This is a genomic window from Nocardia sp. NPDC047648, assembly GCF_040642815.1.
In the GTDB taxonomy this organism is placed as follows: Bacteria; Actinomycetota; Actinomycetes; order Mycobacteriales; family Mycobacteriaceae; genus Nocardia; species Nocardia gamkensis.
This window is the reverse complement of the sequence record NZ_JBEYSX010000005.1, coordinates 1-22,225: the sequence shown is the minus strand read 5'-3', so window position 1 is coordinate 22,225 and position 22,225 is coordinate 1. Positions and strand designations below refer to the sequence as shown.

16 protein-coding genes and 1 pseudogene are annotated in these 22,225 nt (G+C 63.6%); 11 read left to right on the top strand and 6 right to left on the bottom strand.

Annotation, left to right across the window (positions count from 1 at the left end; all coding sequences use genetic code 11):
* Window positions 1-444: 444 nt before the first annotated feature.
* Together ABZ803_RS13125 and ABZ803_RS13120 are read left to right on the top strand one after the other, a co-directional pair.
* Window positions 445-599 (top strand): annotated as a pseudogene (locus ABZ803_RS13125) (hypothetical protein); the annotation flags it as partial.
* A 482-nt stretch (window positions 600-1,081) separates the two neighbouring features.
* Complete coding sequence (locus tag ABZ803_RS13120) at window positions 1,082-1,939, top strand: DUF4253 domain-containing protein (protein WP_357036427.1); 858 nt, start codon at window positions 1,082-1,084, stop codon at window positions 1,937-1,939.
* A gap of 486 nt (window positions 1,940-2,425) precedes the next feature.
* On the opposite strand, the gene ABZ803_RS13115 is transcribed toward ABZ803_RS13120, so the two are convergent.
* On the bottom strand, window positions 2,426-3,238 hold the full coding sequence (locus tag ABZ803_RS13115) for a VanZ family protein (RefSeq protein WP_357036424.1): 813 nt from the start codon (window positions 3,236-3,238) through the stop codon (window positions 2,426-2,428).
* Window positions 3,239-3,908: 670 nt separating this feature from the next.
* On the opposite strand from ABZ803_RS13115, the gene ABZ803_RS13110 reads away from it, so the two are divergent.
* A complete protein-coding gene (locus ABZ803_RS13110; RefSeq protein WP_357036421.1) occupies window positions 3,909-5,423 on the top strand; it encodes a recombinase family protein in 1,515 nt (504 codons plus the stop codon).
* 674 nt (window positions 5,424-6,097) lie between these two features.
* On the opposite strand, the gene ABZ803_RS13105 is transcribed toward ABZ803_RS13110, so the two are convergent.
* The 3 genes from ABZ803_RS13105 to ABZ803_RS13095 all read right to left on the bottom strand — a co-directional run bounded on the left by ABZ803_RS13105 (window position 6,098) and on the right by ABZ803_RS13095 (window position 8,159).
* A complete protein-coding gene (locus ABZ803_RS13105; RefSeq protein WP_357036418.1) occupies window positions 6,098-6,229 on the bottom strand; it encodes a hypothetical protein in 132 nt (43 codons plus the stop codon).
* A 127-nt stretch (window positions 6,230-6,356) separates the two neighbouring features.
* On the bottom strand, window positions 6,357-6,929 hold the full coding sequence (locus tag ABZ803_RS13100; protein WP_357036415.1) for a hypothetical protein: 573 nt from the start codon (window positions 6,927-6,929) through the stop codon (window positions 6,357-6,359).
* A 525-nt stretch (window positions 6,930-7,454) separates the two neighbouring features.
* The gene (locus ABZ803_RS13095; protein WP_357036412.1) at window positions 7,455-8,159 is read right to left on the bottom strand and encodes a GIY-YIG nuclease family protein; all 705 of its coding nucleotides are present in this window, start codon (window positions 8,157-8,159) and stop codon (window positions 7,455-7,457) included.
* Window positions 8,160-8,401: 242 nt separating this feature from the next.
* Here ABZ803_RS13095 and ABZ803_RS13090 point away from each other — a divergent pair, with 242 nt between their 5' ends.
* From ABZ803_RS13090 to ABZ803_RS13055, 8 genes are all read left to right on the top strand, one after another.
* Window positions 8,402-9,508 (top strand): hypothetical protein, encoded by a 1,107-nt coding sequence (locus ABZ803_RS13090; RefSeq protein ID WP_357036409.1) that lies wholly within the window; start codon window positions 8,402-8,404, stop codon window positions 9,506-9,508.
* Between the two features lie 88 nt (window positions 9,509-9,596).
* The gene (locus ABZ803_RS13085; protein ID WP_357036406.1) at window positions 9,597-9,845 is read left to right on the top strand and encodes a hypothetical protein; all 249 of its coding nucleotides are present in this window, start codon (window positions 9,597-9,599) and stop codon (window positions 9,843-9,845) included.
* 350 nt (window positions 9,846-10,195) lie between these two features.
* Window positions 10,196-11,464 carry a hypothetical protein gene (locus ABZ803_RS13080; protein ID WP_357036403.1) on the top strand — a complete coding sequence of 423 codons (1,269 nt, stop codon included), beginning with the start codon at window positions 10,196-10,198 and terminating at the stop codon, window positions 11,462-11,464.
* Between the two features lie 202 nt (window positions 11,465-11,666).
* Complete coding sequence (locus ABZ803_RS13075; RefSeq protein ID WP_357036400.1) at window positions 11,667-12,032, top strand: hypothetical protein; 366 nt, start codon at window positions 11,667-11,669, stop codon at window positions 12,030-12,032.
* A complete protein-coding gene (locus tag ABZ803_RS13070) occupies window positions 12,029-12,664 on the top strand; it encodes a hypothetical protein (protein WP_357036397.1) in 636 nt (211 codons plus the stop codon). The genes ABZ803_RS13075 and ABZ803_RS13070 overlap by 4 nt, the downstream gene beginning before the upstream one ends.
* The gene (locus tag ABZ803_RS13065; protein ID WP_357036394.1) at window positions 12,661-15,747 is read left to right on the top strand and encodes a hypothetical protein; all 3,087 of its coding nucleotides are present in this window, start codon (window positions 12,661-12,663) and stop codon (window positions 15,745-15,747) included. The genes ABZ803_RS13070 and ABZ803_RS13065 overlap by 4 nt, the downstream gene beginning before the upstream one ends.
* Window positions 15,740-17,050 (top strand): DUF2399 domain-containing protein, encoded by a 1,311-nt coding sequence (locus ABZ803_RS13060; protein ID WP_357036391.1) that lies wholly within the window; start codon window positions 15,740-15,742, stop codon window positions 17,048-17,050. The genes ABZ803_RS13065 and ABZ803_RS13060 overlap by 8 nt, the downstream gene beginning before the upstream one ends.
* Window positions 17,051-17,207: 157 nt before the next feature.
* Complete coding sequence (locus ABZ803_RS13055; RefSeq protein ID WP_357036388.1) at window positions 17,208-17,906, top strand: hypothetical protein; 699 nt, start codon at window positions 17,208-17,210, stop codon at window positions 17,904-17,906.
* A gap of 682 nt (window positions 17,907-18,588) precedes the next feature.
* Here the strand turns inward: ABZ803_RS13055 and ABZ803_RS13050 are convergent.
* Entirely contained in the window at window positions 18,589-19,641 is a 1,053-nt protein-coding gene (locus ABZ803_RS13050; protein WP_357036385.1) for a hypothetical protein, read from the bottom strand.
* A gap of 47 nt (window positions 19,642-19,688) precedes the next feature.
* The coding region (locus tag ABZ803_RS13045) for an ATP-binding protein (RefSeq protein ID WP_357036382.1) at window positions 19,689-22,225 on the bottom strand (2,537 nt) is incomplete at its 5' end.

Here is a 22,225-nt window from a genome sequence, read left to right as displayed (position 1 = left end):
TTTCACCGCTGTGGGGGTCCGACATCAACCCTCAACGCCGCTTGGGGCGTTGATCGACGGTATCGAGGAGCAGGCACGGTTGTCGCGAGGCGCGCGTACACACTGCGCTCGATCGGTTCCATCGCGGTTTCGGCAGACTTGGCGAACACGGGGTGCTTGTCGTCACCACAGTGCGTCAAATCCTGTGGGATGTCGTCGGAGACGAAGTTCCGGAACAACGGTGGTTACTGGAAACTTTGGATTCCCTGGACGATGAGCGGTGCTTCGGACGCTGGCTATGAGCCTGACGACTACATCGCCCGCAGCGTCAGCTGACGGAGGCGGCGGGGTGCCGCGGGACGCCGCTGGTCGCCCGAAGACAACATCCCATGGAACGCCGGACTGGTGGGCATGGTGGTAACGCCCGGCGATTGCGGAGGCACGTCGCCGCCGTTAAGTTCCCCCATGAGCGCCACCTTTCCTCATTTCCTGTCGCCGATCGAGCTGAGAGGGTCAGGCTCCGCAACCGAGTCGTGATGGGCTCCATGCACACTGGCCTGGAAGACCGGCCCTGGCACATCGACCGGCTGGCCGCGTTCTTCGCCGAACGCGCACGCGGCGAGCAGGCGGGTTCGGCCGTCGCGATAGATCGGGACCGCCGCGGGTTGGTCGGGCAGTTTGCGGGTCAGTGTTCGGGCGCGGTCGTTGTAGCCGTACAGGCTCGGGTTCCACAGGCGCATCGAGCGGCGCGCAGCCAGTAATGGTGCGAGCCGGGCGAACGCTTCGTGCGCGGCAGCGGCCTCGTCGACAGCCGTCGGCGCGGAGATGTTTTCGGTACTTCGGGATAGTCGCGCGGGTGGCCGGTAGGGGATGGCTGGGGCCTTCGTCATATCTGGAGTTGTAGTGAGCTGACGCTCACGCAGAGCGCGGGGTGCGCGGCGTAGCGTGCGGCTAACCCGCGCACCCGATGGTCGCTTCAGGCGGAAGTGGCCGCGGGCCTCACCCCCGCGTATCGTCTACCTGGCGGCCAATCCACCAGTACGGGGCTAGTGTGGGGCGTTTCTCGTGCTTGATACAGAACAGATGGTTGAGGTACAGGCGTATGGATGGGTTCCCGCCGCCCTATTCGCTGCCCTGGGACCTGCCTCCGTTACTGCCGGGTGGTGATGGAACAGGTAGAACGCTGCCCGTTGACCTGCAGCCGGGGCGGTTGGTGGTGTCGGACAAGGGCGCTGGCGAGCCGGCGTTCTGGCTCAGCGACGGTCCGGCCGACTATTTTCTCTGGAAGCGGTTGCTGGCCGAGCATGAGCAGACCGGGTTCTGGCCGCTGCTGCTCGGCGTCGATGACGAAGGCGGCTCGTGGCCCACGGGCGAGGTGTCGTTCGTGGGTGTGACTTCGCCTGCGGACCACGATCCGGAGGCCGTGCTGCGGGAGTGGTGGGACCGCTACGTTGTACCCGGCCCTGTCGACACGGCTCCGTTCGGCCCGCACTGGCCGACTGGTCGAGTACCGACTCCGCAGCAACGGTCAGATCCTGGTCACGACGCTGAAACCTTGGGCGGCACACTGCTCTACGACTACCCGTTTCAGTTGCGACTCGGTCTGGTCGCAGCGAGTTCCTCCGATTCCGTTGCTGCGATCGGTTGGCGGGGGGTTGCCGACCACACCACTGACATCGCCCAGATATCGGCGGTGTTGCGGGATTGGGAGCGGCATTATGGGGCCCGTGTCGTAGCGATCATGGATGGCGGCCTGCACCTGAGTGTGTCCGCACCACCTGGAAACCGCGACGAGGCCCTGCGTCTCGCGGCAGAGCACTATGCGTTCTGCCCGGAAGACACCTGGAATACGGACTTCGTGCTCATCAACAACGAGATAGTGCCCTGCTCGGGCACGGTGCTCGCGGAATATGCCGAAACGCTGATCAACAAAGCGATCTGGATCTTCTATTGGCGCTGATCCGGATCGGTGCCTCGTCGAGCAACGTGGCCAGTGAGGCACGAAAGCCATCGTCAGCCTGCCGGATCCGCAAGGTAGATCCGAACACCTGCACCGACAAACTGTTCTGTCGAGATTTCGGGTCGCAGGTCGGCCATGCATGATCTGAAAGGGCGAAGCGGAACGGACATTAGCGGAAGGGGTGGCGAGAAGTTGGTTAGAAAGCGGAGGGAGCACATGCTAGTTGCGAGTTGAGCATTCGAATATTCTGTGAGATATGAATTGAGGGTTGCATGGGCCTGGCTGGCTCTGTCCGCGAACTGTGACGTCAGTTGTTCGCCGATCCTGGCGGCGTGTCGCGACCTACACCTCTTCGGAAATGTTCATGCCGACGGCAGAGAGCAGGTCTAGGACTCGGCGGAGCAGCCATCACGTGCCGAGACACACGGTAGTGCCGATGGGCGGGCGGTGGGCGTCACGAGATCGACTGCGGCGCAAATTGTCCGCTCATGCTGGTTTCCGTGCATCCAGCGGGATCGGTCTCGAGTGTGGATCTGTCGATCGGGGTAGCTCGTCGCGGATGGCTGGCATCGACCCAGCGGCCACGCACTTCTCGATGTTCTCCCTACTCGGGAAGGTCGGCTGGCCGACGCCGTCTCGCTCGGAGGCGATGCCCTGTGTCGGCTCTTCGGGCAATGCCGGCTCGGTCCGGTCGGTAACGGCGCGCGAGGCCCACAGATGTCGTGAGAGCTGGCCCGCCAGGCATGCACCGGCCGCGTTGACCAGCACGTCGTCGACGGATGAGTGACGGCCGGTAGCGAGGGCGAACTGTGCAATCTCCACCGCGATCGAAGCTGCCGCTCCCGCCAACAGGATGCGGTACGAGCGGGCGAACCAGGGTCGGCGCACGGGCAACAGGAAGCCGAGTGCGGCGAAGACCAACAGATTCCCGCCGATCTGCTCGATTACCCGGTCGTCGGCCAGTTGTTCGGCCAGATCACGCAGCGGCACGAGATTCAGCGAACGACCTCTTCCGGTCGGCGTGAGGATCATCCACAACCACGGCGCGGTACCCGTCACCATCCCGACATCGCACAGCGCCGCCCGCCACCCACGCCGTCCAGCCAGCCACCAGGCCACGAGACCGGCTACCGGTATCGCGGCGATCGCGGCCACCACGACCCGACCCCACGCCTCCCACGTCCCGTTCACCCCGCCAGTATCACTCAAATCACCAGCGCCACAAGCTTGGCCGAAATCGCCACCCACAGCCTGCACTTGTCGCAGCGCACGCGCATCCATTGAGAGCGAACAGAGCACGGAGCTGTTCGACCGGCTGTCACGGGTTCACATCTGTCGGCGCTCTGACGAACCTTGGCTACAGGTGGTGGCGAAATCGCCGTGTTTCGGCTTTCATGGAAGGCGGGAGAATCGGCAGGCCTGGAGGGGCCATGCCTTTCGATCCCCACGGTGCGCCCTCTACTGGCCATCTCGGCGCCAGAGTTCGTCCTGGGCCTTTGTCTCCCGCGGCGGCGCGCTCATCGTTCACCTCTACTCGCACCAGCACACCGGTCTGCCGTTCTTGGCGGGGGGATCGCCACACCCAAATGCGGGCGGCTCGTGATCGGTACGGAACGAGGTGCGGGTCGTCAACGGACAGCTACCAGTCGGCCAGCGTAGCCGAGGACGTGCGCCGTGTGCCCTGATGGCAGCAACGCGCATGATCAGGCTGCCAGAAGCCGCACGAACGATGTCACTGTCGTCGTTCCAGAGGACCCGCCTCAACTCAACGCGATGGCCGCTAAAGTGTTGCTGGAGATCATTCTCCGACACGTCCGCGAGACTCGTGGCGAGACCGTCGATAGTCCCCGACCGAGTCCAGCATCAACACCACGGCCGACTCCCTCGATCTCAACTTGCGAGGAGGCAGTTCGACCGGGTTACCGCCGAACGCCGATGTCTTTCTCAACCAGCAGGAGGAATCGCAGCAATGATCAGGTTCGCTTTCGCCGGGCGGGTCTCCACCGAAGACCAGCAAGATCCGGAAGCATCTCGCAACTGGCAGCTCGGACGAGCGAACGCCCTGGTCGGTCAGCACGGGCAGATCGTCGCGGAGTTCTTCGACATCGGGCAGTCGCGGTCGATCCCGTGGAAGCGCCGCCCCGCAGCCGGGCGGCTGCTCGAGCTGCTCCAAGAACCCGGGCGAGGGTTCGACGCGGTCGTGATCGGTGAACCGCAACGCGCGTTCTACGGCAACCAGTTCGGGTTGACGTTTCCGGTCTTCGTTCACTACGGCCTGCAGCTGTGGGTGCCGGAGGTCGGCGGCCCGATCGACCCGGACTCCGAAGCACACGACCTGATCATGTCGGTGTTCGGCGGCATGTCCAAAGGCGAACGCAACCGCATCAAGATCCGCGTCCGCGCCGCCATGGCCGCGCAAGCGCAAGTCGAGGGCCGCTACCTCGGCGGCCGGCCACCTTACGGGTATCGTCTCGCCGACGCCGGGCCCCATCCCAACCCGGGCAAAGCCGCCGACGGTAAACGGCTGCATACCCTTGAACCCGACCCTGTCACCGCGCCGGTGGTGCAACGGATCTTCAGCGAGTACCTCTCCGGCATAGGGATTTTCGCTATCGCGCAACGACTTACCGCCGACAACATTCTGTGCCCCTCGGCCTACGACCGCAGGCGCAACAGCCATCGCTCCGGGGCCGCGTGGTCCAAGAGCGCGGTGCGCGCGATCCTGGGCAATCCGCGCTATACCGGCTATGAGGTATGGAACAAACAGCGCAAGCAGGAGTCCCTCATCGACGTCGATGACGTCGCCTTGGGCCATCACACCCGCCTGGCGTGGAACGCGAAGACGGAGTGGGTCTACTCCGACCAACCTGCTCATGGCGCACTCATCAATAAGGATGCCTTCGAGCAGACGCAACTACGGCTGGCTGCCCGAGGCCCGCAATCGACGGGCAGGACCACGACCCGTCGTCAGCACCCGTACGCCTTCAAGGGACTGCTGTTCCACGACGCCTGCGGACGCCGCATGCAAGGCAACTGGAACCACGGGCTCCCGCACTACCGCTGCCGGTACCCCTCCGGAGTACGCCCTCGCCAACAAGATCGACCACCCGACGACCGTCTACCTGCGCGAGGACCAGCTCAGCGGCCCGATCGATTCTTGGTTGGCCGAGATATTCCACCCCGACCGGATCGAGCATTCGCTGACCATGCTCGAGGAAGCGCAGACCGACAACACACCCGCCATCGAGAGTGCACGACGAACACTTGCCGAACACGACCGCAAACTGTCCCGGTACCGAGCAGCACTGGAAGCGGGCACCGACCCGGCTCTGACCCAACAGGTCCAACGCGAACGCCAGGCCACCGCGGCCCAGCTCGCCACGCTGGAAGCCGAGCAACGTGGAAATCACCCGATGACCAGGGAGGAGATCCACCAACTCGTGACCTCACTAGGCGGGCTGGTCCACATATTGAAGGCAGCTGACCCCACCGACAAACTCGAGGTCTACCGGCAACTCGGCTTGAAGCTCACCTACGACCACGAAAAACGGGTGGTCGTGGCAGAAACTGCTCCACAACCACCCGTGTGCGTAGTGTCTGTGTCCGGAGGGGGAGTCGTACACCGGAATTGCAGCAGCTGTGCACGGCTAGTGTGCACATGCCATCACCATACACATTTCTCTCTTTTTTGGCCTCCTTCGAACGCGTCCCAGAGGCAGACGCTCGCTGCTACAGAGTTGCTTAAGTGCGTTGTGCTGTAAGTGGATCGCGCTAACTGGCTGGATGTCGACGGAGAGGTACGGATGCATTGGAAACCGGTGCCGGTGTGATCTAGACCGGATCTAGCTGGTCGTTCAGTGACATTGACGTAGTAGACCCGAAGTTCGGGTCGAGTCGAATCGTTCTGCCTGGGCACGAGTTCAGCATTGCCTCGCCCAGTTGCGCCCGTCAATGGATAAAGGACACCCATTTTGGGCGAATTTTGACAGGTTCGGTGGTTCTTATGGCTTTAGAACACCAGATTCGCCAGGTCAGGTCGCTGACCTCGACCCCTGCGACGCTACAAAGGCAGGCAACAGCCATCAGCCTCACCTGGCCCCGTATCCGAGGACCGCGGCGCCGCGTTGCTCTCATGGCCACACGTTCGTGCCAATCGGGTCAACCCAAGCCGATGTCGGTGGTGACTTCGATTGTGGTGGAGCGAGTGCGGTCAAACGCATCGGTGATCGTGGCGTGCAGCAGGTGCACGATCGCTCGGATTCGAGGATCGGTGTTGTGCAGCGGCGCCACCTCTCCAGCGTCGCCGGGCTTGGTCGGCCGCCCGCCGCAAGGTATGCCGGATCTCCTGGGATCGACTGCGCCACGCGACTACGTGATGATCACGAGCGGGTGTTGGAGTGTACCCAAAACTGCCGGTTCAGGTGTTGTCGCCTCCACCTTGAAGAGATCTGTATCCCGGAGGCAGCCAGGCGCCCTCACTAACCGGAAGTGCGCCACTCTTGATACCGAGATCGGCCCGCGTGGCTTCGTAAAACTCGTCTCTCAAACGGCCCATGGACTCGTAGAGACGAATGTACTCATCGTGCTCAATGGTTGCTTCTCCCCGGGCGACATATCGGAGCATCCAGGCAGCTTTGTGCCACCTACGTGCAGCCGCAATCGCCTCTGGCGACCCCAGCAAGAGCACGGCCTCCCACTTGGCTGTCCGATCGGCCTCTGCGGCAGCCAACGCCTGGAGTCCGGTGTCGAGATCGATCGGCTGGGTGGAGGCGGGATAGCCGTGCGTAGCCGCGAGCCGGTACGACACCTCCAGAGACTTCTTCAATCCATTGGCGTACTCGCTGTATGCGGCAAGGCGCTTGTCGTCCCAGCGGGTGTCAAGAAGTCGTCGCCACTTCGCTCGCTCGGTCAAGGCTGTCACGGTGTACGTCGCGCCCGCGCCGAGTACCACGCCGGCGAGTGTCAGGAGCTGCCGAACTACTGTGCTCACAGTCAGATTCTGCCTGCGGCAGAACGAGATCGGTGTCGGGGCGACGCCCGAACCCCCTCCGCATCTTCTGCGACGAGGTTTTGCCGACCCGTTCGCCGCCCACGGAGGAGGCGCGCGCTGCGCCCCTGGTGCTGTCGCATGCCGACACTCTTCGTGCCCACGGCTGGTGACGACTTGGTCGAACGCTGGTTCGGTTACCTCACTGATCAAGTCACTCGTCGCGGTGCCCACAAATGCGTTGCAGCACTGTAACAACAGGAGTTGGATCGAGCACTGGACCGCCAACCCTCGGCCTGCTCTCCGGTACCGACACCGCTTAGTCCGATCCGGCCGATACGCCGGAGAGCGGGGAGTTCGGCGGGTCCAGTGGCCCCCGCGGGCGGCGCCCGGTGTCACACCCGGAACGATATCCGCATCTGCCGGCTACAGGGGATGTTACGTTCGGAAGGGCAGAGCGCACGTTGCTGACTCCGCCAAGGACCGGGTCATCGACTGGGCGTGGCTCGGATTTCGATGTCCTCGGTATTAGGTGATCTTGAAGTCCCGCGTTCGTCGGAGCTCTTGGAATGATTCGTAGTCGTACTTGCCGAAGGTCTTCAGCAGGGTCTTCAGTTTCGTTGCGTCGAATTTTGGCACCTGGCACTGCTCGAACAGCTCCTGGTCGGTGGCCTTGACCAGCTCAGGGTTGATGCGTCGAGTCTCGATGGTTCGTTCCCAGGTGGCGATTCCTTCGATTCCGCTGGTGGCCCCGATGGCGAGTTTGAGCTCGATCTCGATCCGTTCCTTTTCTGCCTGCACTTGTTCTCGGAGGACCGCCAGCCGCGCGTCCTCCGCATTCAATTCGATCCAGCGCTGCCGCAACCGGATGGTCGTTTCGTCGCTGGGCAGAAGGGTCGGTTCGGGTTCGAGGTCCTGGAGTTCACGAACCCTCCTGATCTTCGGGAGCTCGTCGGCGAGGTAGTCTCGGCATTGCTGAAACACCTGCGCTGCTTCGGCTTCGGTGAGATTGTAGATTTCCGTACCGCCTTCGCTACCGCGCCGGTGACCCCATTCGTCCTTCACGTACTTTTCGAGTGCCTTGTAGTCGTCGGATTCGATGGCGTCGAAGAAGATCAGCGGATACGGACAGCCGGTCTGCAGTGTCGGTCTGCGCTTCTCTGGCGTCTGAGCAGTTTGCCCAAATTTGAACTTGTCGACGTCTCCGAGCCGGAAACCGTAGAAGTACCCCACGATCAAGAATTCCCCTCTGTGCCGGTGCAGTTCTCGGGCAGCATGCCCGATCCGATGCAGAGTATGGTTCCACAGGCAGCCGACAACCTTCGAAGATTCAGGCATAACGAACCGAGCGGCATTGTTATTGTGGGGCAATGACTTTCGGGGGGCAGATGGCTTTGCTAGGCTGTCTAACCTGTCGGTGATCCGCGTACTGTACGCGGCACCAGACCAACTCGCGCAGGAGGGGGCCCTCTGCGATGGTGACAGCCAGCGCCGCGGTACAGTATTTCGATCTAAACATCGAGAAGGTTCTCGAACACTGGCCGATACCGTTCGCCGTCCGCGAGATCATCGCGAACGCTGTGGACGAGCAGGTCATAACCGGCACCGCCGACCCCTCGATCGTCAAAGTCGGCGACGGCGTGTGGGCGATCAGCGACCGGGGTCGCGGTGTCCGGTATCAGCACCTCACCCAGAAGGAGAACACCGAGCAACGCCGGCACCTGGGGGTGATCGGGCAGTTCGGGATGGGGTTGAAAGATGCTCTCGCGGTCTTCCACCGCCGCGGCATCGCTGTACGGATCCAGTCCCGTCACGGTGACATCACCACCGTGATGCGGCCCAAAGGCGGATTCCCCGACATCGTCACCCTCCATGCGGCCGTGAGTCCGCCCAGTGAACCGCACCGAGACGGCACAACGGTGATTCTGCGCGACGTCACCGACACCGATATCGATGCGGCCAAGCAGTTCTTCCTGCGCTACAGCGGCGACACAGTGCTCGAGGACTGCGCACACGGCCAAGTCCTCGCGCGCCCGGCCCGGAAGGCGCCTGGCAACATCTACGTCAAAGGCCTGCTCGTCGCCCAGGAGGAGAACTTCCTGTTCTCCTACAACATCACTCATCTGACCAAGAAGCTGCGGCAAGCCCTCAACCGGGAACGCACCAACGTCGGCCGTACCGCCTACACCGACCGTATCAAGTCCATCCTCATCGGCAGCCGATCCGCCGAGGTCGCCGGTGTCTTGGCCGATGATCTCGCCGGCTATGAGACCGGCCGGATCCACGACGAGCTGAACTGGCTCGATGTCGCTCTCCACGCCTGCCAAGTGCTCGCCACCCACGAGAAGGTCGTTTTCGTGACCGCATTCCAGCTCGCGTTCGGCGGACCGCAGGTGAACTACGCACGCGACGAGGGATACCGACTCGTCGTCGTACCTGACACCATCGCCGGTCGGCTCGGCCGCCTTACAGACTTCGACGGCAACCCCTTGGTCGATCTCGACCAATACCGCCGAAACTGGAATGACAGCTTCTCGTTCACCTTCGTCGACCCAACCGACTTCACTGCAGCCGAGGGATGACGTGTTCAGCCTCACCGGTCCGGTGATCGCCGCGGCCGGCCTCAACCTCTCCCGCATCGGAGTGAGGTCGATACAAATCTCGGAAACCATGCGACTCAACGAATCCGGCGACCAGGTCCTCGGAGTGTACGAGCCCGACACCCAACGAGTCGTGATCCGCCGCGACCAGCTCGGCAACGCCGGCGACTACTGCGGGACCCTGCTCCACGAACTCACCCACGCCGCCACCGGTGGCATCGACGGAACACTGCAATTCGAACAGGCACTCACCACACAGCTGGGCGTACTAGCGGTCGCGGCACTGAAAGCCGGTAATCAGTACGCCCGCCGAGCCTGAAATGGGCACCGCACACGCCCATGCCCATGCCCACAAGCGTCGACACCATTGCGCTGGAGTCCGCCTTGGGTTTCTTTGCGCACCCAGGCCGGCGGGGACCGGCTCGTCATGGTGATCAGCCACCTGCACGCCGTCTCCGAAGCCGACGACGTCTTTGGGGTGGAGCGCCATCGCCGCCGGATCCACAGCCGGGTGGTTGACGCCGGGCGAACGTGACGAGCTGGTGCAGGCCTACCTGGCTAGCGGCTTGCAGACACTGGCGTAGCGCCGGTGACCGGGGCAGCGATCTCAATTGTTGTCGGTGCCTTTTTGTAAAGTTCTGCAGAGTCAGCACTTTGGGGGTGCCGAAAATGGATTCGCTGTTCGACAAGGATGATCCAGAGCCCAACGGGCTTCTCGAGCGGGTCAGGGCTCTGGTGGCGCCGGTCGCCGCGAACGCGGGCGCGGTCGTCGACCAACCGGGGACGCTGGATGTAGCCAGGGCTGTCTACGAGGCATTCGGCGAGTTGGATGCCACCGGGGGCCTGACGCGGGCACAGCTAGCACATGCGTGCTGTGACGTCACCGATGAGGCGACCTTCCAGAGTAGATTCGAGCTGTTCTGTCGGCTCGGCATGTTGCTGCCGCATTTCGACAAGCTGCATCAGCAGCGCTACGTGTTCAATCCCACCAGCGCCGCCGGGATCCTGGTGTTCGACCGGCTGGCCGAACGTGGCGGTGTGGATGAACTCATCACCTTGCTGGACCGGACCCGAGCCGATCTCACCTCGGGAGTGGCTACCAGGGATCAGGTGCGGGCCAGCTTGAGGCAGGCGCGGCGGATGATGACCATCTCCGCTGACCACCTGCTTCGGTTGGTGTCATCGAGCCCCTTGTCGGAACTGGTAGCCCAGCGTGGTCATCATCGGCACGCATCACTCATGAACGATGTATTCGAGCTCAATGAGCAGGTTCGGGTTGCTTTCCCGGAGTTGGATCCGGACGCGTACCGATTGGTGGTCGAGACACAGCGATATGTGGGAGCCCGTGAGCAGTTTGTCGGCCGGTTGCTGGACGAGGGCGCCGCTGCGCGCGATTTCTCACTATTGGACCCGGAGGAATACTTGGAAGCTGCGCGTACGGCCCCGCTGGATGCTCTCGCGGAGGTTTTCGCCACTACCGTCTTCGATCCGCCGAGCCCATGGTTGGATCCGGCCGTTGTCGCCGAAGGCGTCCAGCAGTTCCGCCCGCGTGTGGCAGTGCGCCGCCGCCCTCCACGTCCGGCGGACCCTCCTGCAGGACCTGATCCTATGGAACGAGTCGAACGGCGAGCGGAAGCCGCACGTCGAAGGCGTGACCGTGGAGCTGAGCTTCACCTGCAGGGCAGTAATGAGACGGATCTGACCAGTCGCTTGCGGGCGGCGGGGTGGCCCGGCGCGGCGAATATGCTCGTCGAACTGCTCGGTGCCCATGCCGATCCCGAGTCGCCGTTCGAGATCGCGATGAGCGACGAGCTGCTCGTGGATGCGGACGCTCCGGTTTCCTATTTGACGCCGGTGTCGTTGCGGCGCACCAAGAGCCTGTCCGTGGCATCGATCGTGGTCGCGGACATTGTCGAGGAGGCGGTGGAACATGACTGATCTGTCGCCGACTGCCTTTGCGTTGGCCAGAATGCGAGCGGAGGGCTGCGTACCCGCACCGGATGCCGCGACGACGGTGGCATTGTGGCGAGAGGCAGCCGAATGCGCTGGCCGTAGCTTGTGCCAGGCGACGCTGCCGGGCCGGCGGTTGGTGTTCGCCTTGGGCTGGATCGATGGATCCGAGCCGGCGGCGGATACCGGAATGGTACGTGCGAAGCCGTCAACGGTGTTGCTCCTGATCTTCGCTGCGGCACTTCGGGCCTGCTGGCCGGATCGGTCCGCCCACCCCTTTCCCGGTATAGCGGTCGACGAGGCTGTCGTCCTCGACTCCGTGGCGGCGCTCGGTCCGTTGACCAAGGGAGCTGTCGAAGGAGGCGAGGGAGGTCGGCGACATCGCAAGGGCGCGCTTCGCCGACTGCACGAAGCGGGCCTGCTCATTCTCGAAGGAACCGATGTTCGCCTGGGGCTGGTGGTGGCCACCTGGTCGGACACCCAGGTGGCCGCGGTGCGGGCTGTGTACGACCAGCTGCCGCTGACGCCGACCAGCCGATCGGAGGATGGGAGATGACCGGGCTGCCTCTGGTGGATCTCCCGCCCGCGCGGCAGGTGGACGTGCTCGCCGCCTTGGCGGCGGTGGAGACCGCGGATAGCCCGGTCGCTGCGGGCGGATTCCGGGCCTTGATCGACCCATCCCTGCGCGCGACCCTCGAGCGTTGTCTCAGTGAACAAGGCCGGGTCCTGCTTCGCATCGGCGGCGGCTACCTGTCCGGCTACGACGATCGCATCGGGCAACGTCTGGCCGAGGCCGGTATCGGTGTGTTGCGCACAGATGACCGTGCCGTTCTCACACTGGTACTTCTGCACAGTGTCGCCATTCCGCGCTCCGCCGGCCGGATTCGAGGGCGCGACTGGACAGACGGGGAGCCGGTGACCAAACAGCAACTCGTCAAGTCCAAAGTGCCGGAGAACAAGGTCCGCGCCGCCGTTCAGCGGCTGCGTGATGCCGGGATCCTGGGGTACGGAGCACATCGCAGCATACTGCCCGGACCGCAGCTGGCGCGATTGACTCCGCAGGTCTCCGAAACACTCTGGGAAAACATGATCCTCCTCGCACAGCCCCATGGCGTCATGGCTGACGTCATCCGTCGGCGCCGGCTCACGCGCCAACAGCAGACCGCGCAGAACGGGGAGACCCGATGATCGACCTGGATATGGACCGGAACTCGGACCGGAACGGTATCGTCGGCAACCGCCACCTCGTTGCGGTCCAGACATTCGATATCGCGCGATTGACCACGCACGCGGTCGCTCTTGTCCCGGGGACCTTCATCGCAGTGTCCGGCCAAGGACCCAAGGGCGATTCCAACGGGTCGGGCAAGACGTCCTTTTTGGCCGCCGTGTCGCTGATCCTGGGCGAAGCCCAATGGCGGTTGGAGGCCAACGGCTCCCAGTACGCCGCCAACCTGCTGTTCAAACCGGAGTCGGCTGGGCTCGATCCACAACACCGGTACGCGCAAGCCGACCGTGGCTACATCGTCGGGGTCTTCGCGGAACCGGACAATCCGCAGACCACGCCGTTGACAGTATGGTTGCGCATTGCCTCCGGCCCGCCATACATCAGAGTCCGTTGGACGTGCGGTCTGCACATCGCCATCGCCGACACCGACCTCGAACGGGACGCGTTAGCCGACAGCCTCTGGGAGGCGCTCCCGCGAACTCAGGAGCTCGGACCGAAGCGGTTCGCCGATGAGCTGTACGGGCAGGCGCCACGATGCATGGCCTACCTCGACACTCCGATGCGTCCGTCCGCGCCTTCCCTGCTGTCCCAGCAAATGACCGAGATGACACCAGCCCGGATCGGTGAGGCCCTGATCGAGCTGACCGGTCGGCAGGGCCTGCTCGAGACCGAAAAAGAGCAGCGCAGCAAGCTTGCCGAACACAAGGTCCGGCTGGCCGACAAGATAGCGGAGGATGCGCAGGCGCGTGTGAACGAGCAGACCGATCTCGACGGGGTTCACCATCGCAACCTGGCACGACAGCATTTGGCAGACGGTGAACACATGTGGCGTTTGCATTTCGCTAGGGGATATCTGGATGTCTCTGCCACCGATCGTTCGCTCGCGGAGATGATCGGAGAACTCGAACAGCAGATCGGCGACCTCGAGCTCGAGGTCGAGGGCAAGCGGACAGCAGTCCAGGAGCTTCGAGCGCAAACCAACCTGCAGGACCAGGAAAATGCCGCGGCGAAGCAACATCGCGAGGCCCAGACGAAATACGACACCGCGAACGTGCTGCGCGGAATTGCCGACAGCAAGCTCGGTGAACTCATCCAGAGACGAGTTGAGCTGCTGCCGTTGCGGGATGCGTGGACCGGGATCACCGTTGTGGAGGCAGAAGCTGAAGTCCGCGCCGCGGAAGAACTGGTCGAGGAAGCCCGCCAAAATCGTGTCGACGCGGAGCGGTCGTATACCGAGGCCGATCGAGCGCTGGCCGACGCGCGGTCGGGTAGCGGTGGGCCCGCCGGCCCCGCGTTGGAGTTGCTGCGGGCGAACAACATACCCGCAGCCTTGCTGCTCGACGAAATCACCCTGGACACAGCGGTACGTCCGCTCTGGGAACCCCGATTGTGGCCGTACCGCAACACGATCGTCGTCGCACCGGGCAAGGACGAGAGTCACGCGCTCATGCTGCTCGCGGCCACGCCCGGGGCAGAAGTCGTGATTGCCGACGGACCACTCGAAAAACAACCAGCCGAGCTTCCGGACGGTGTCTCGGCAACAGTCCCGGTCGGACAATTTCTCAGGACCCTTGAACACCGCACGGAGTTCCGGCCCGATCCCGACCGCGCCATCGATGCAGAGCTCGGTACCTCGCTGCTGGGCGGGTTCACCGAAGAGATCGCCGGTCGCGCGGCCCGTATCGCTTCGGCCGAAATCGAATTGTCCAAGACGACAGAACGGTTGGCGCACAGCAAAGACGCCGAGGAGTACGCACGACTGTCACTGGACGCGGCACAGGACATCCTCGACGCAGCCCGTGCCGCTGAGGAATTGGGGCAGCTCGCGACCCAGGAAACCGAATTAACCGACCAGATCTCGAATTTGGATGCGCAACTGGCCGTCATGCACGCCGCCGTCGAGGAGACCAAAGATCTCTGGGTGAAGGCAACGGCCGCAAAGCAAGGGCACGACCAGCAGGTGGAGCTGGCCGTCGGCGCGGTGAAACTCTGCGAAGGACAGATCTTCTCCCTTCAAGGCAAACTCAAACAGCGGCAACAAGACCGGGACAAGCTGAATCTCGATTACTGGCTAGCCGGATGGGCGGACACCCCCTCGGCCGCGCAGGAACTGCTGGACGCCCAGCCCGAGCAGATTCGTACGCTGCGGACGCGCTCTCTGCGGCATCGCGCCGCGGAAAAACTCAAAGATGCATTGGACGCGTACACCAACGCCGCGACCGACGTGCCACCGGAACTCGCGGAGGCGCGCCAACGCCGCCAGCGTCTCACCGACGGCGACCCGGGCGTCGCGGGAGCAGACTCGGACTTCACCAGCATAGCCAGGCCGCTGCGGGATCTACTCGACTCACGAGCCGACAGCGACCAGATCCTTGAGGCACGGATCAATCGGTCCCAACAGCAACGAGCGACTCAAATTGGAGCGATGCAGACCGAAACCGACGACCTCGATGCCGAGATGGGCCGACTTCAGGACGTCATCAGTAGCAGAGTGGAGGCATCGCTCAACAAGATCAGTACCGCGCTGGACCGGCTCAATCGCGCCCGCGGAGGCTTCGGGGCCGAACTGCGCGTCGCCGAAACTCGGCCAGCAACCCCTACCATGCCGTGGACCTGGGAGGTCTCACCTCGCTGGCGTCGCTCTCCGTCGGGAAGCATGGTCTCCTATCGCGAGGTGGCAAACGGCGCTCAGGTCAAAGTGTTCGCCATCCAACTGGTCCTCGCCGCCCTGCTCGCGGCCGACGGCGCCGAAGGGCGCATGCTGGTTCTTGACGAGCTCGGCAACAGCCTCGGCGACGTCAACCGGAAGGACGTCCTGCGCGACCTGAACGAAGTGGCCGCACAACAACGAGTGACCATCCTGGGCACCTGCCAGGACTCCGTCATCGGCGACGCCGCGGGCGTGTGCGGCGAAATCCTCTGGTTCTGCCACCAGTCGCCCACCGAGGCATACAACCGGCCAACGCGAGCTTGGGGCTACGACGCCAACGGGCAGCGCATCGAGTTGGTCCGCGAGTGGCACACCGCTGGACGCAGCCTTGTCTGATTCAGCTACCGCCACGCCCGTCCCCGTCTCCGGCGTCCCCGACGGCCTGACCGCCCTGGTGATCCCCCGCCCGAACGGCACCCTGCCGCACGACCGAAAGGGACGGCTCAAGCTCACACATGTGCGACTGACTGCCCGCCACCCAAACGATCCTCCACGACCGGGTACCCCTGTCGAGGGCGTCACTGTCGAGGATCTGCGCTGGGCGATCAGGACCAAACGGCGTTACTGGACGTCCATAGAGCAGCGGTTCGGCCAGGCCGCCCGGGAACGCGCCGTACGCCTCGCTGAGGCCGGTGTCGTTGATTTGATTTGTGCCATTGATGAATTCGCCCAGGTCACCGACATCCTGCACTGGCAACGCACGTCGAGGTGGGACGAGTATCAACGTCGCAATGACATACGTCAGAGCGATGACACACAGCTGTGGCAGACGAGAGCCCAGGATGTCGCGCGCCAAGTAGCCACCACCGACCCAGGGTTAGCCGAAGCCCTGATCACCGCCCGACCGAACAGTCCCCGCTTGCCGGTCCTGGTCTACGCCGCCGAAGACCTGGTCGACGGCATCGTCCACGACGGACCCCGCGCATTCAGCCAGGCCCATTTCGGTGAAACGAAAATTCGAGAAGATGCCCCAAAGGTGCTGGCAGGAGCAGGAGCAGCACCAGAAACCCTGGTTGCTCTGGGCCTCCGTCGTAGTCCGTACATCGGTCTTGGCGGATCGATCACTATCCAGACCGATGCCGGAAACCTTGATCTCGCCGCCGTCGACGGGCCCGTCCGATTTCGAGTAGATCAACGTTCAACATTCGACGTCCATCTCGGCCCAAGCACCCGGCTGCTCGTTATCGTGGAAAACCTGCAGGCCGCTGAGGCCGTCTGTGACATGGCGCCCGACGTCTCCACCGTGTGGTGTGCAGGCCAACCCTCGGAACAAGCTCTGCGCCTGATCCGCCAGCTGTCGGTCAACGCAGCGGCCACCGTCATCGCCACCGACGCCGACCTCGGCGGTATCCGCATCGCCCGCCGAATAATCGGCGCACTGCCCGCCACAGACAACGTCACCGTGCTCGATGCTGGAACCGCCGAACACCCGATCCGAAAACCCTTCGGCCAGGTGAGTCAGGACGGGCTCCTAGCCGCGACAAACGGCAACGGACCGATCGCCGACTTTGCCCGCGCCTGCCTAGCTCGCGGATACCCAGTAGAACAAGAAGCGACAATCAGAAGCACGCTGGCCACTTTTATTCTGCCGCAGGCACAGGCCGGCAAATCCGGCAATCAGTCCCAACTACCGCCGTAGATCATCATGACGACCCACCCTGCGAGCAGTTACTGGCCCGCGCCCTGCATACCGACAGGGATAATTTGTCCTGGCAGGTTGGCAAAGCGAAGGCGAAGTACGACGGGACGATGCCACCGAATCGAGACGTGCTGACCACGAAATCCATTGAGGAGCAATGAAAGCAAGCGACCGAGTGACAGACCCCAACGACGGCGGCAGAGTGAACCCGCGACCTAGGAACGGAGATGTTCCGGCCGTCTTCGATGAGCTGTGGGCAGTCGTGGTCGAACCCGACGAGTGGGGGCGTTTGAAGTGGTCACCGACCCACCAGGACTGGTTGCCGTGGCTGGACAGCTCGATCGGATACTTGCGGGGTTTCGCGACAGCGCCGCTGTCGCAACCGCTCCGCGAGGATATCGTGGCGCGCATGCCCGCGCTGGTCTCGGAAGCCGCAGAGGCGATACAGAAGAGATTCGGAAACAGGAACCATTGCACCCGGTGTGGCGGTGGAGTAGCGGACCACTACGCGACGCCGGATGTCTTCGGCGAGGTCGAGATCTACTGCGTGCAGCTACCTGACAAATCGTTGGTTCCCGGGTCCACCGTCAAGCACTGGGCAAGCCTCGACGCATGTAGACGAGTTACGCCCCGGTACGTGTCCGACCAGCACGGCGACGAATGGATAGAGTACATACACGGTGACGGGGTTCCCGCTTATCTCGCCGTGTCGCAACCATGGTGTCGCGATTGCCGAACAGCGGCCAAAAGTGTAGCGGCCCGCGCGAACGCGGAGGGGCTTACCACCAAGATATGGCTTCGAAACAACGAGAGGGAACGACTCGACACGCGCCGAGGAAACCGCCGCCACCGATGACGGTCCAAGTTTCGGGGCCGGACGTCCCGCGACGACTGAACACCGACTAGCCCATAAGCGGCCCTGTTGACGTCGGGTCGGGCGCTCCGCCTGCGACTGCTCGTCGTTCGTTAGCGACACCGCCTGCCGCGAACACCACTGCCGGATCCAGATTCGGCGCTGCTTGTTGAGCACGGTGAGGCCGAAGGTGATCGCCATCCTGCGGACGAACTTGGCCGACCCCGCCCCAGCGCGGCGACCGACGCAACGACCTCTCCTTCGAAGACGTCTTCGCCGGCCGAATCGCTGCGGGAACCACCGCAGCGTGTTCCGCCGCGGCGCGTGGCGCAGGCGGAAGCGTGGCAGCCCATGTTCGAGCAGTCGACGCGCCAGGTCGAAGCCCGGCTGCTGCGCCGTCATGTGCCCGGGGTGCAACGACTCCGGAAACTATGTGCGGTAAGGCTTTACGCGGGGTCGTCCGTCGGGGTGCGCGGGGAGTCGGTGCCGCGGTCGCGGCCGGTCGGTGCCGGATCGACGACCCGCTGTGTCGCGACATTCTGCGTCCGGCCGCAGCCCAGCACAACAAGTCGAGGAGGAATCGTCAGTGTGACGGCCGGTCGCGACCATCGTCGGTGCGTCGGCATTGTTACAGCGTCCGTAAAGCCACCCGCGGGCGCCAGCGCGGGCAACAGTAAGCTGCTGCTCAGCTCACCTGGAAAGCGTTCCCGGTGGCAGGCAGGCGTTGAGCGGTGTACGACATCCTGCTGCCTTCGAACTGGCCGAAATTGAACCTCATGCCCTCGATTAGGTAAGCACCCATCACCAGTGGATCGTCAAGACGGACGGATTCGCCTACGTTGAACGCCTCATCGCCGTCGAACTCAAAGCTGGCCTGCAGCCCGTCCAGTTCGAGATTGATAGGCTGGATCAACGGAACGTCACCGCGAACAACCAGCTGCCCGTGGATGTTGACGAGCGCACGGTCGATCAGATCGTCAATAGCATCGAACGCGTCGGCCAGCTCCTTCGGTCGACCGTTCAGCTCAGCGACGACCTCGGCGACACGCTGCTGGCGGTACTGGTTACGCCGTTCGTTGCGTGCAGGCTCGTACTCGCCGACCAGACGCGGATTGAGCAGCACCCCCACACGGCGCCGTGCGTCGTCGAGGACGTGCCGATCTTGTTCGGTCAAGGCTGCGGCGAGATCGGCGTAGCGTTGCCATTCGGCGGAATTGGAGAACGCCGCCACGACATTCTGTGCGCTATGGAGGACTTCATGCCTGTCGAGTCCGAGCATGACCGCCACGGACGGCGGCGCCGGTTCGGCCTGCAGGTTCGCTTGCAGGATCGGCTGGCTCCAGGGCAGCCGCCGCGAGTATTCAGGCGATCGCCGATAGCCGCGCGGAGAGAACTGCGGTACAGGAATGGCAGGGTATAGAGGCAGTCGGCTACGCACCCATCCCACCGTCGACTCCACCGCATGCCCGAGCGGCGCGATCGTCCGCAGGTAGGCGCGCACTTCGCCGGTGAGATGGACCAACGGCATCTGTTGGGCAAGCTGTCCCCATGTGCTCGTCCACAGTGGTGTCTCGGTCAGCACGGTGGCCCCGCCCTGCATGTTCCGCAGTGCCTCGGTGACGGCATCGTCACTGTCGTTATGCGCGGGATGGCGTGCCAGGAAAGTGTGGACTAAGGGGCTGTCCGACCACGTCGCAGCCAGTGCCTGCACCGCAGGCCAGACGTCTTCAGTCGACATGATTCATCCCTGTCTATCAACAGCTTTCGCCATGTCGGCAACCAGGATCACAGCCAAGTCCTGCCCACCATCGCGTTGATAATCCGCTGGAGGTCGCGAGATGCGCGCTGGGCCGCACTGGTGGTGACGAATGAGTCCACACAGCCGCGACCGGTCCACCCCTCATGGTCGGAGAGTTCACCGACAAGGACTTCCTCCCCGGCGGTGAGCTCGGCGAGCTCACGGAACCACACGCCGCGGTCTCGTTCTTCGTCAACATGGTGCTCGGAGATCGCGAACTGGATCTGCTGAGACGCCGCCGCTTTCAACGCTTCGCCATCAGAACCGGGGAGTCCCATCTGCGAGGACAAATCGAGACGATGCTGCAGCAGCGCGGTGGAGTGTGCCGCGAGCATCGCGCGCGACTCCTGCAGGTTCTGCGGCACAGGGACACCCGACAATGCGGGCGCGGTGAGATGTTGTTCAAGCCAGCGGTGCCAAATGCGGACTCCGACCGTCAACGGCCCTTGCCCGTCGCTTAGCGGGAATGTCCATCCCGACTCGAACACGGCGCGATCGGGCGCGGCGCTTCCCAACCAGCCTTCGACGCCTGCTCCGACGGTCGCCACCACCCGTCCGTTGGTGTCCTGCCAGTAGGCGACCGTCGGACGGGCCTGGGTGGTAGGGAACAGGTGGTCCAGGTGCCGCTTGGTCTCATCGAACCAGGCATCCTCGGGCAGGCGCCTCTCGTAAGGCGCGACGTTGACCGCGGTGAAGGGCAGATCCCGGGTGAGTCGATCGGCCAACTCGACAGCTATTCCGGAGAGTTGAGCCAGGAACCGCGCCCGGGCCCGATCATGTTCACCAAGCCGGTCGGGCAACTTCGCAAGCGAACGGCTCAACGCTACTGCCGCCAGGAAATCGGCAAACGAGTCGTGAATCGGACGAACCGTATCGAAGGGTGCCGACCGGACAATCCCTGTTTCAGAACCGAATTCACGCAGACGCCGCACGGTCACCGAATGGCCGGCGTCGGTGAGCCGCTGGGCGGATTGGTTCAAGAGCGAACCCCACTCAAGGGTGTCGCAGTAACGCTTCTGCCCGTCGAGGAGTGTGGCGTAGGCCATCCCGAGCCCGGCAATAAGAACGCTGGCGTCGGGGTAACCGCGCTCTTCTGCAATATTCGCGATCACCGTGTGGAAGATCAGGGCGGGACTGGACGCGGTGCCCTTCAACGCAATCGCCCGGGCTCCCAACAGCAGCATCAGAGGGTTGCTCGCCGCCTCGTGCATCACATGATCGACCTGACGAACCAGCCACTGCGCGGTATCGGTGTCTAGCTGATAGAAGCTCTCCACGATCTGGCACTGCTCGTCTTCAGACATCGGACAGACCATGAGGTCAGTGGTGGTGACCGAGCGGGTAAGCATGGCGCGCATCGCCGTGAGCCCGCGCCCGATCAATACCAGGTCGGCACGTCGGTCCGCCGTCAGGAACTGTTTGAACTCATCCTCAAGCTCCTCCCGCGTCCCGGCTGGGATCTCGGTTACCCCGTCGACGGCGATGACGACGTCGGGGTCGGCCAAAGCTGCGGTACCCACTGCAGGATGAGCACCGATGAAGGTGTGCCGGTTAAGCCCTCCTGCGACCAGCGCCGCGAGCCGGCCGGGTATGTAATCCTCCGCGCTGACCGCGATCACCACCGCGCCGCGCTCGGCCGCGCGACGCTGCATGTCGAGTACGACCGTGGACTTCCCGCTGCCTGATGCCCCAGCCAACAAGCGGACCGCACCGTTTTGTGCCCAGTTCTCCAGAGGCTGCGGCTCGGCTGCCGACCCGACGTCGATGGCAACGTCCGGCCGACACGCCAGCTCGACCGGTGAGACGTCGGGGCGTGCGAGGACCGACGCGCAGAACTTGCTCTTGAGCGAGGCATCCCATTGCGTGCTCGGTATATGGTCTTGCGGCGTTGCCAGCAACGCGAGCACTTCGTCGCGCGTGATGATCCGGGCGGCGTCGTCGGCCAAGCCGCTGCGTTCGGTGACCGTGTTGACCAGCTCAAGTACAACCCAACGACCCCGTTCTTCGGCTTCGGCCGCGCTGGTCACGTTAGGTAGGAGCGCCCTGGCGCGCGTTTGCGCCGCGTCAATGAGATCGGCATAGGCCAGCCCTTCGGCGCGAATAGAGGCGCGCATCAGGGACTCATCGCTGACGACTACGCTTCCCGTCTTACCGGCGATGAGCTGGCGGATATCGTGCAGGTCGCCCGACGCGGCCCTTTCCAGCGCATCGCGCACTTTCACGCCCGTCGGGCCGAGCCGCCCGTCAGTGACGAATTCATAGGTGGCCCCGGGATTATCACCCGCCAGCCCCGACCAGCGAACCAGCTCGTCGATGAGCTCTTGTTGACCCCAGGTATCACTCTGATTGCGCAGCTTAAATTGAGAACCTTTGACAAGATGTCCATCCTGCGAACGGATTTCGACGTCAATGATGTCGTTCTCCGCCTCTGATGGCGCTAGCTGAGAATCCTCAGTCTCGATAGCTGATTGTCCCCAGGCGGTAGTTGTCCTGTTGGTGTCCGGCGCATTCGATGCTCCGGTTG

Excerpts from the sequence above, each read along its gene's own strand:
- ABZ803_RS13110 (WP_357036421.1), top strand. The coding sequence starts at position 3,909 with ATGATCAGGTTCGCTTTCGCCGGGCGGGTCTCCACCGAAGACCAGCAA.
- ABZ803_RS13065 (WP_357036394.1), top strand. The coding sequence starts at position 12,661 with ATGATCGACCTGGATATGGACCGGAACTCGGACCGGAACGGTATCGTC.
- ABZ803_RS13085 (WP_357036406.1), top strand. The coding sequence starts at position 9,597 with ATGCGACTCAACGAATCCGGCGACCAGGTCCTCGGAGTGTACGAGCCC.
- ABZ803_RS13090 (WP_357036409.1), top strand. The coding sequence starts at position 8,402 with ATGGTGACAGCCAGCGCCGCGGTACAGTATTTCGATCTAAACATCGAG.
- ABZ803_RS13120 (WP_357036427.1), top strand. The coding sequence starts at position 1,082 with ATGGATGGGTTCCCGCCGCCCTATTCGCTGCCCTGGGACCTGCCTCCG.
- ABZ803_RS13075 (WP_357036400.1), top strand. The coding sequence starts at position 11,667 with ATGGTACGTGCGAAGCCGTCAACGGTGTTGCTCCTGATCTTCGCTGCG.
- ABZ803_RS13070 (WP_357036397.1), top strand. The coding sequence starts at position 12,029 with ATGACCGGGCTGCCTCTGGTGGATCTCCCGCCCGCGCGGCAGGTGGAC.
- ABZ803_RS13050 (WP_357036385.1), bottom strand. The coding sequence starts at position 19,641 with ATGTCGACTGAAGACGTCTGGCCTGCGGTGCAGGCACTGGCTGCGACG.
- ABZ803_RS13080 (WP_357036403.1), top strand. The coding sequence starts at position 10,196 with ATGGATTCGCTGTTCGACAAGGATGATCCAGAGCCCAACGGGCTTCTC.
- ABZ803_RS13055 (WP_357036388.1), top strand. The coding sequence starts at position 17,208 with ATGAAAGCAAGCGACCGAGTGACAGACCCCAACGACGGCGGCAGAGTG.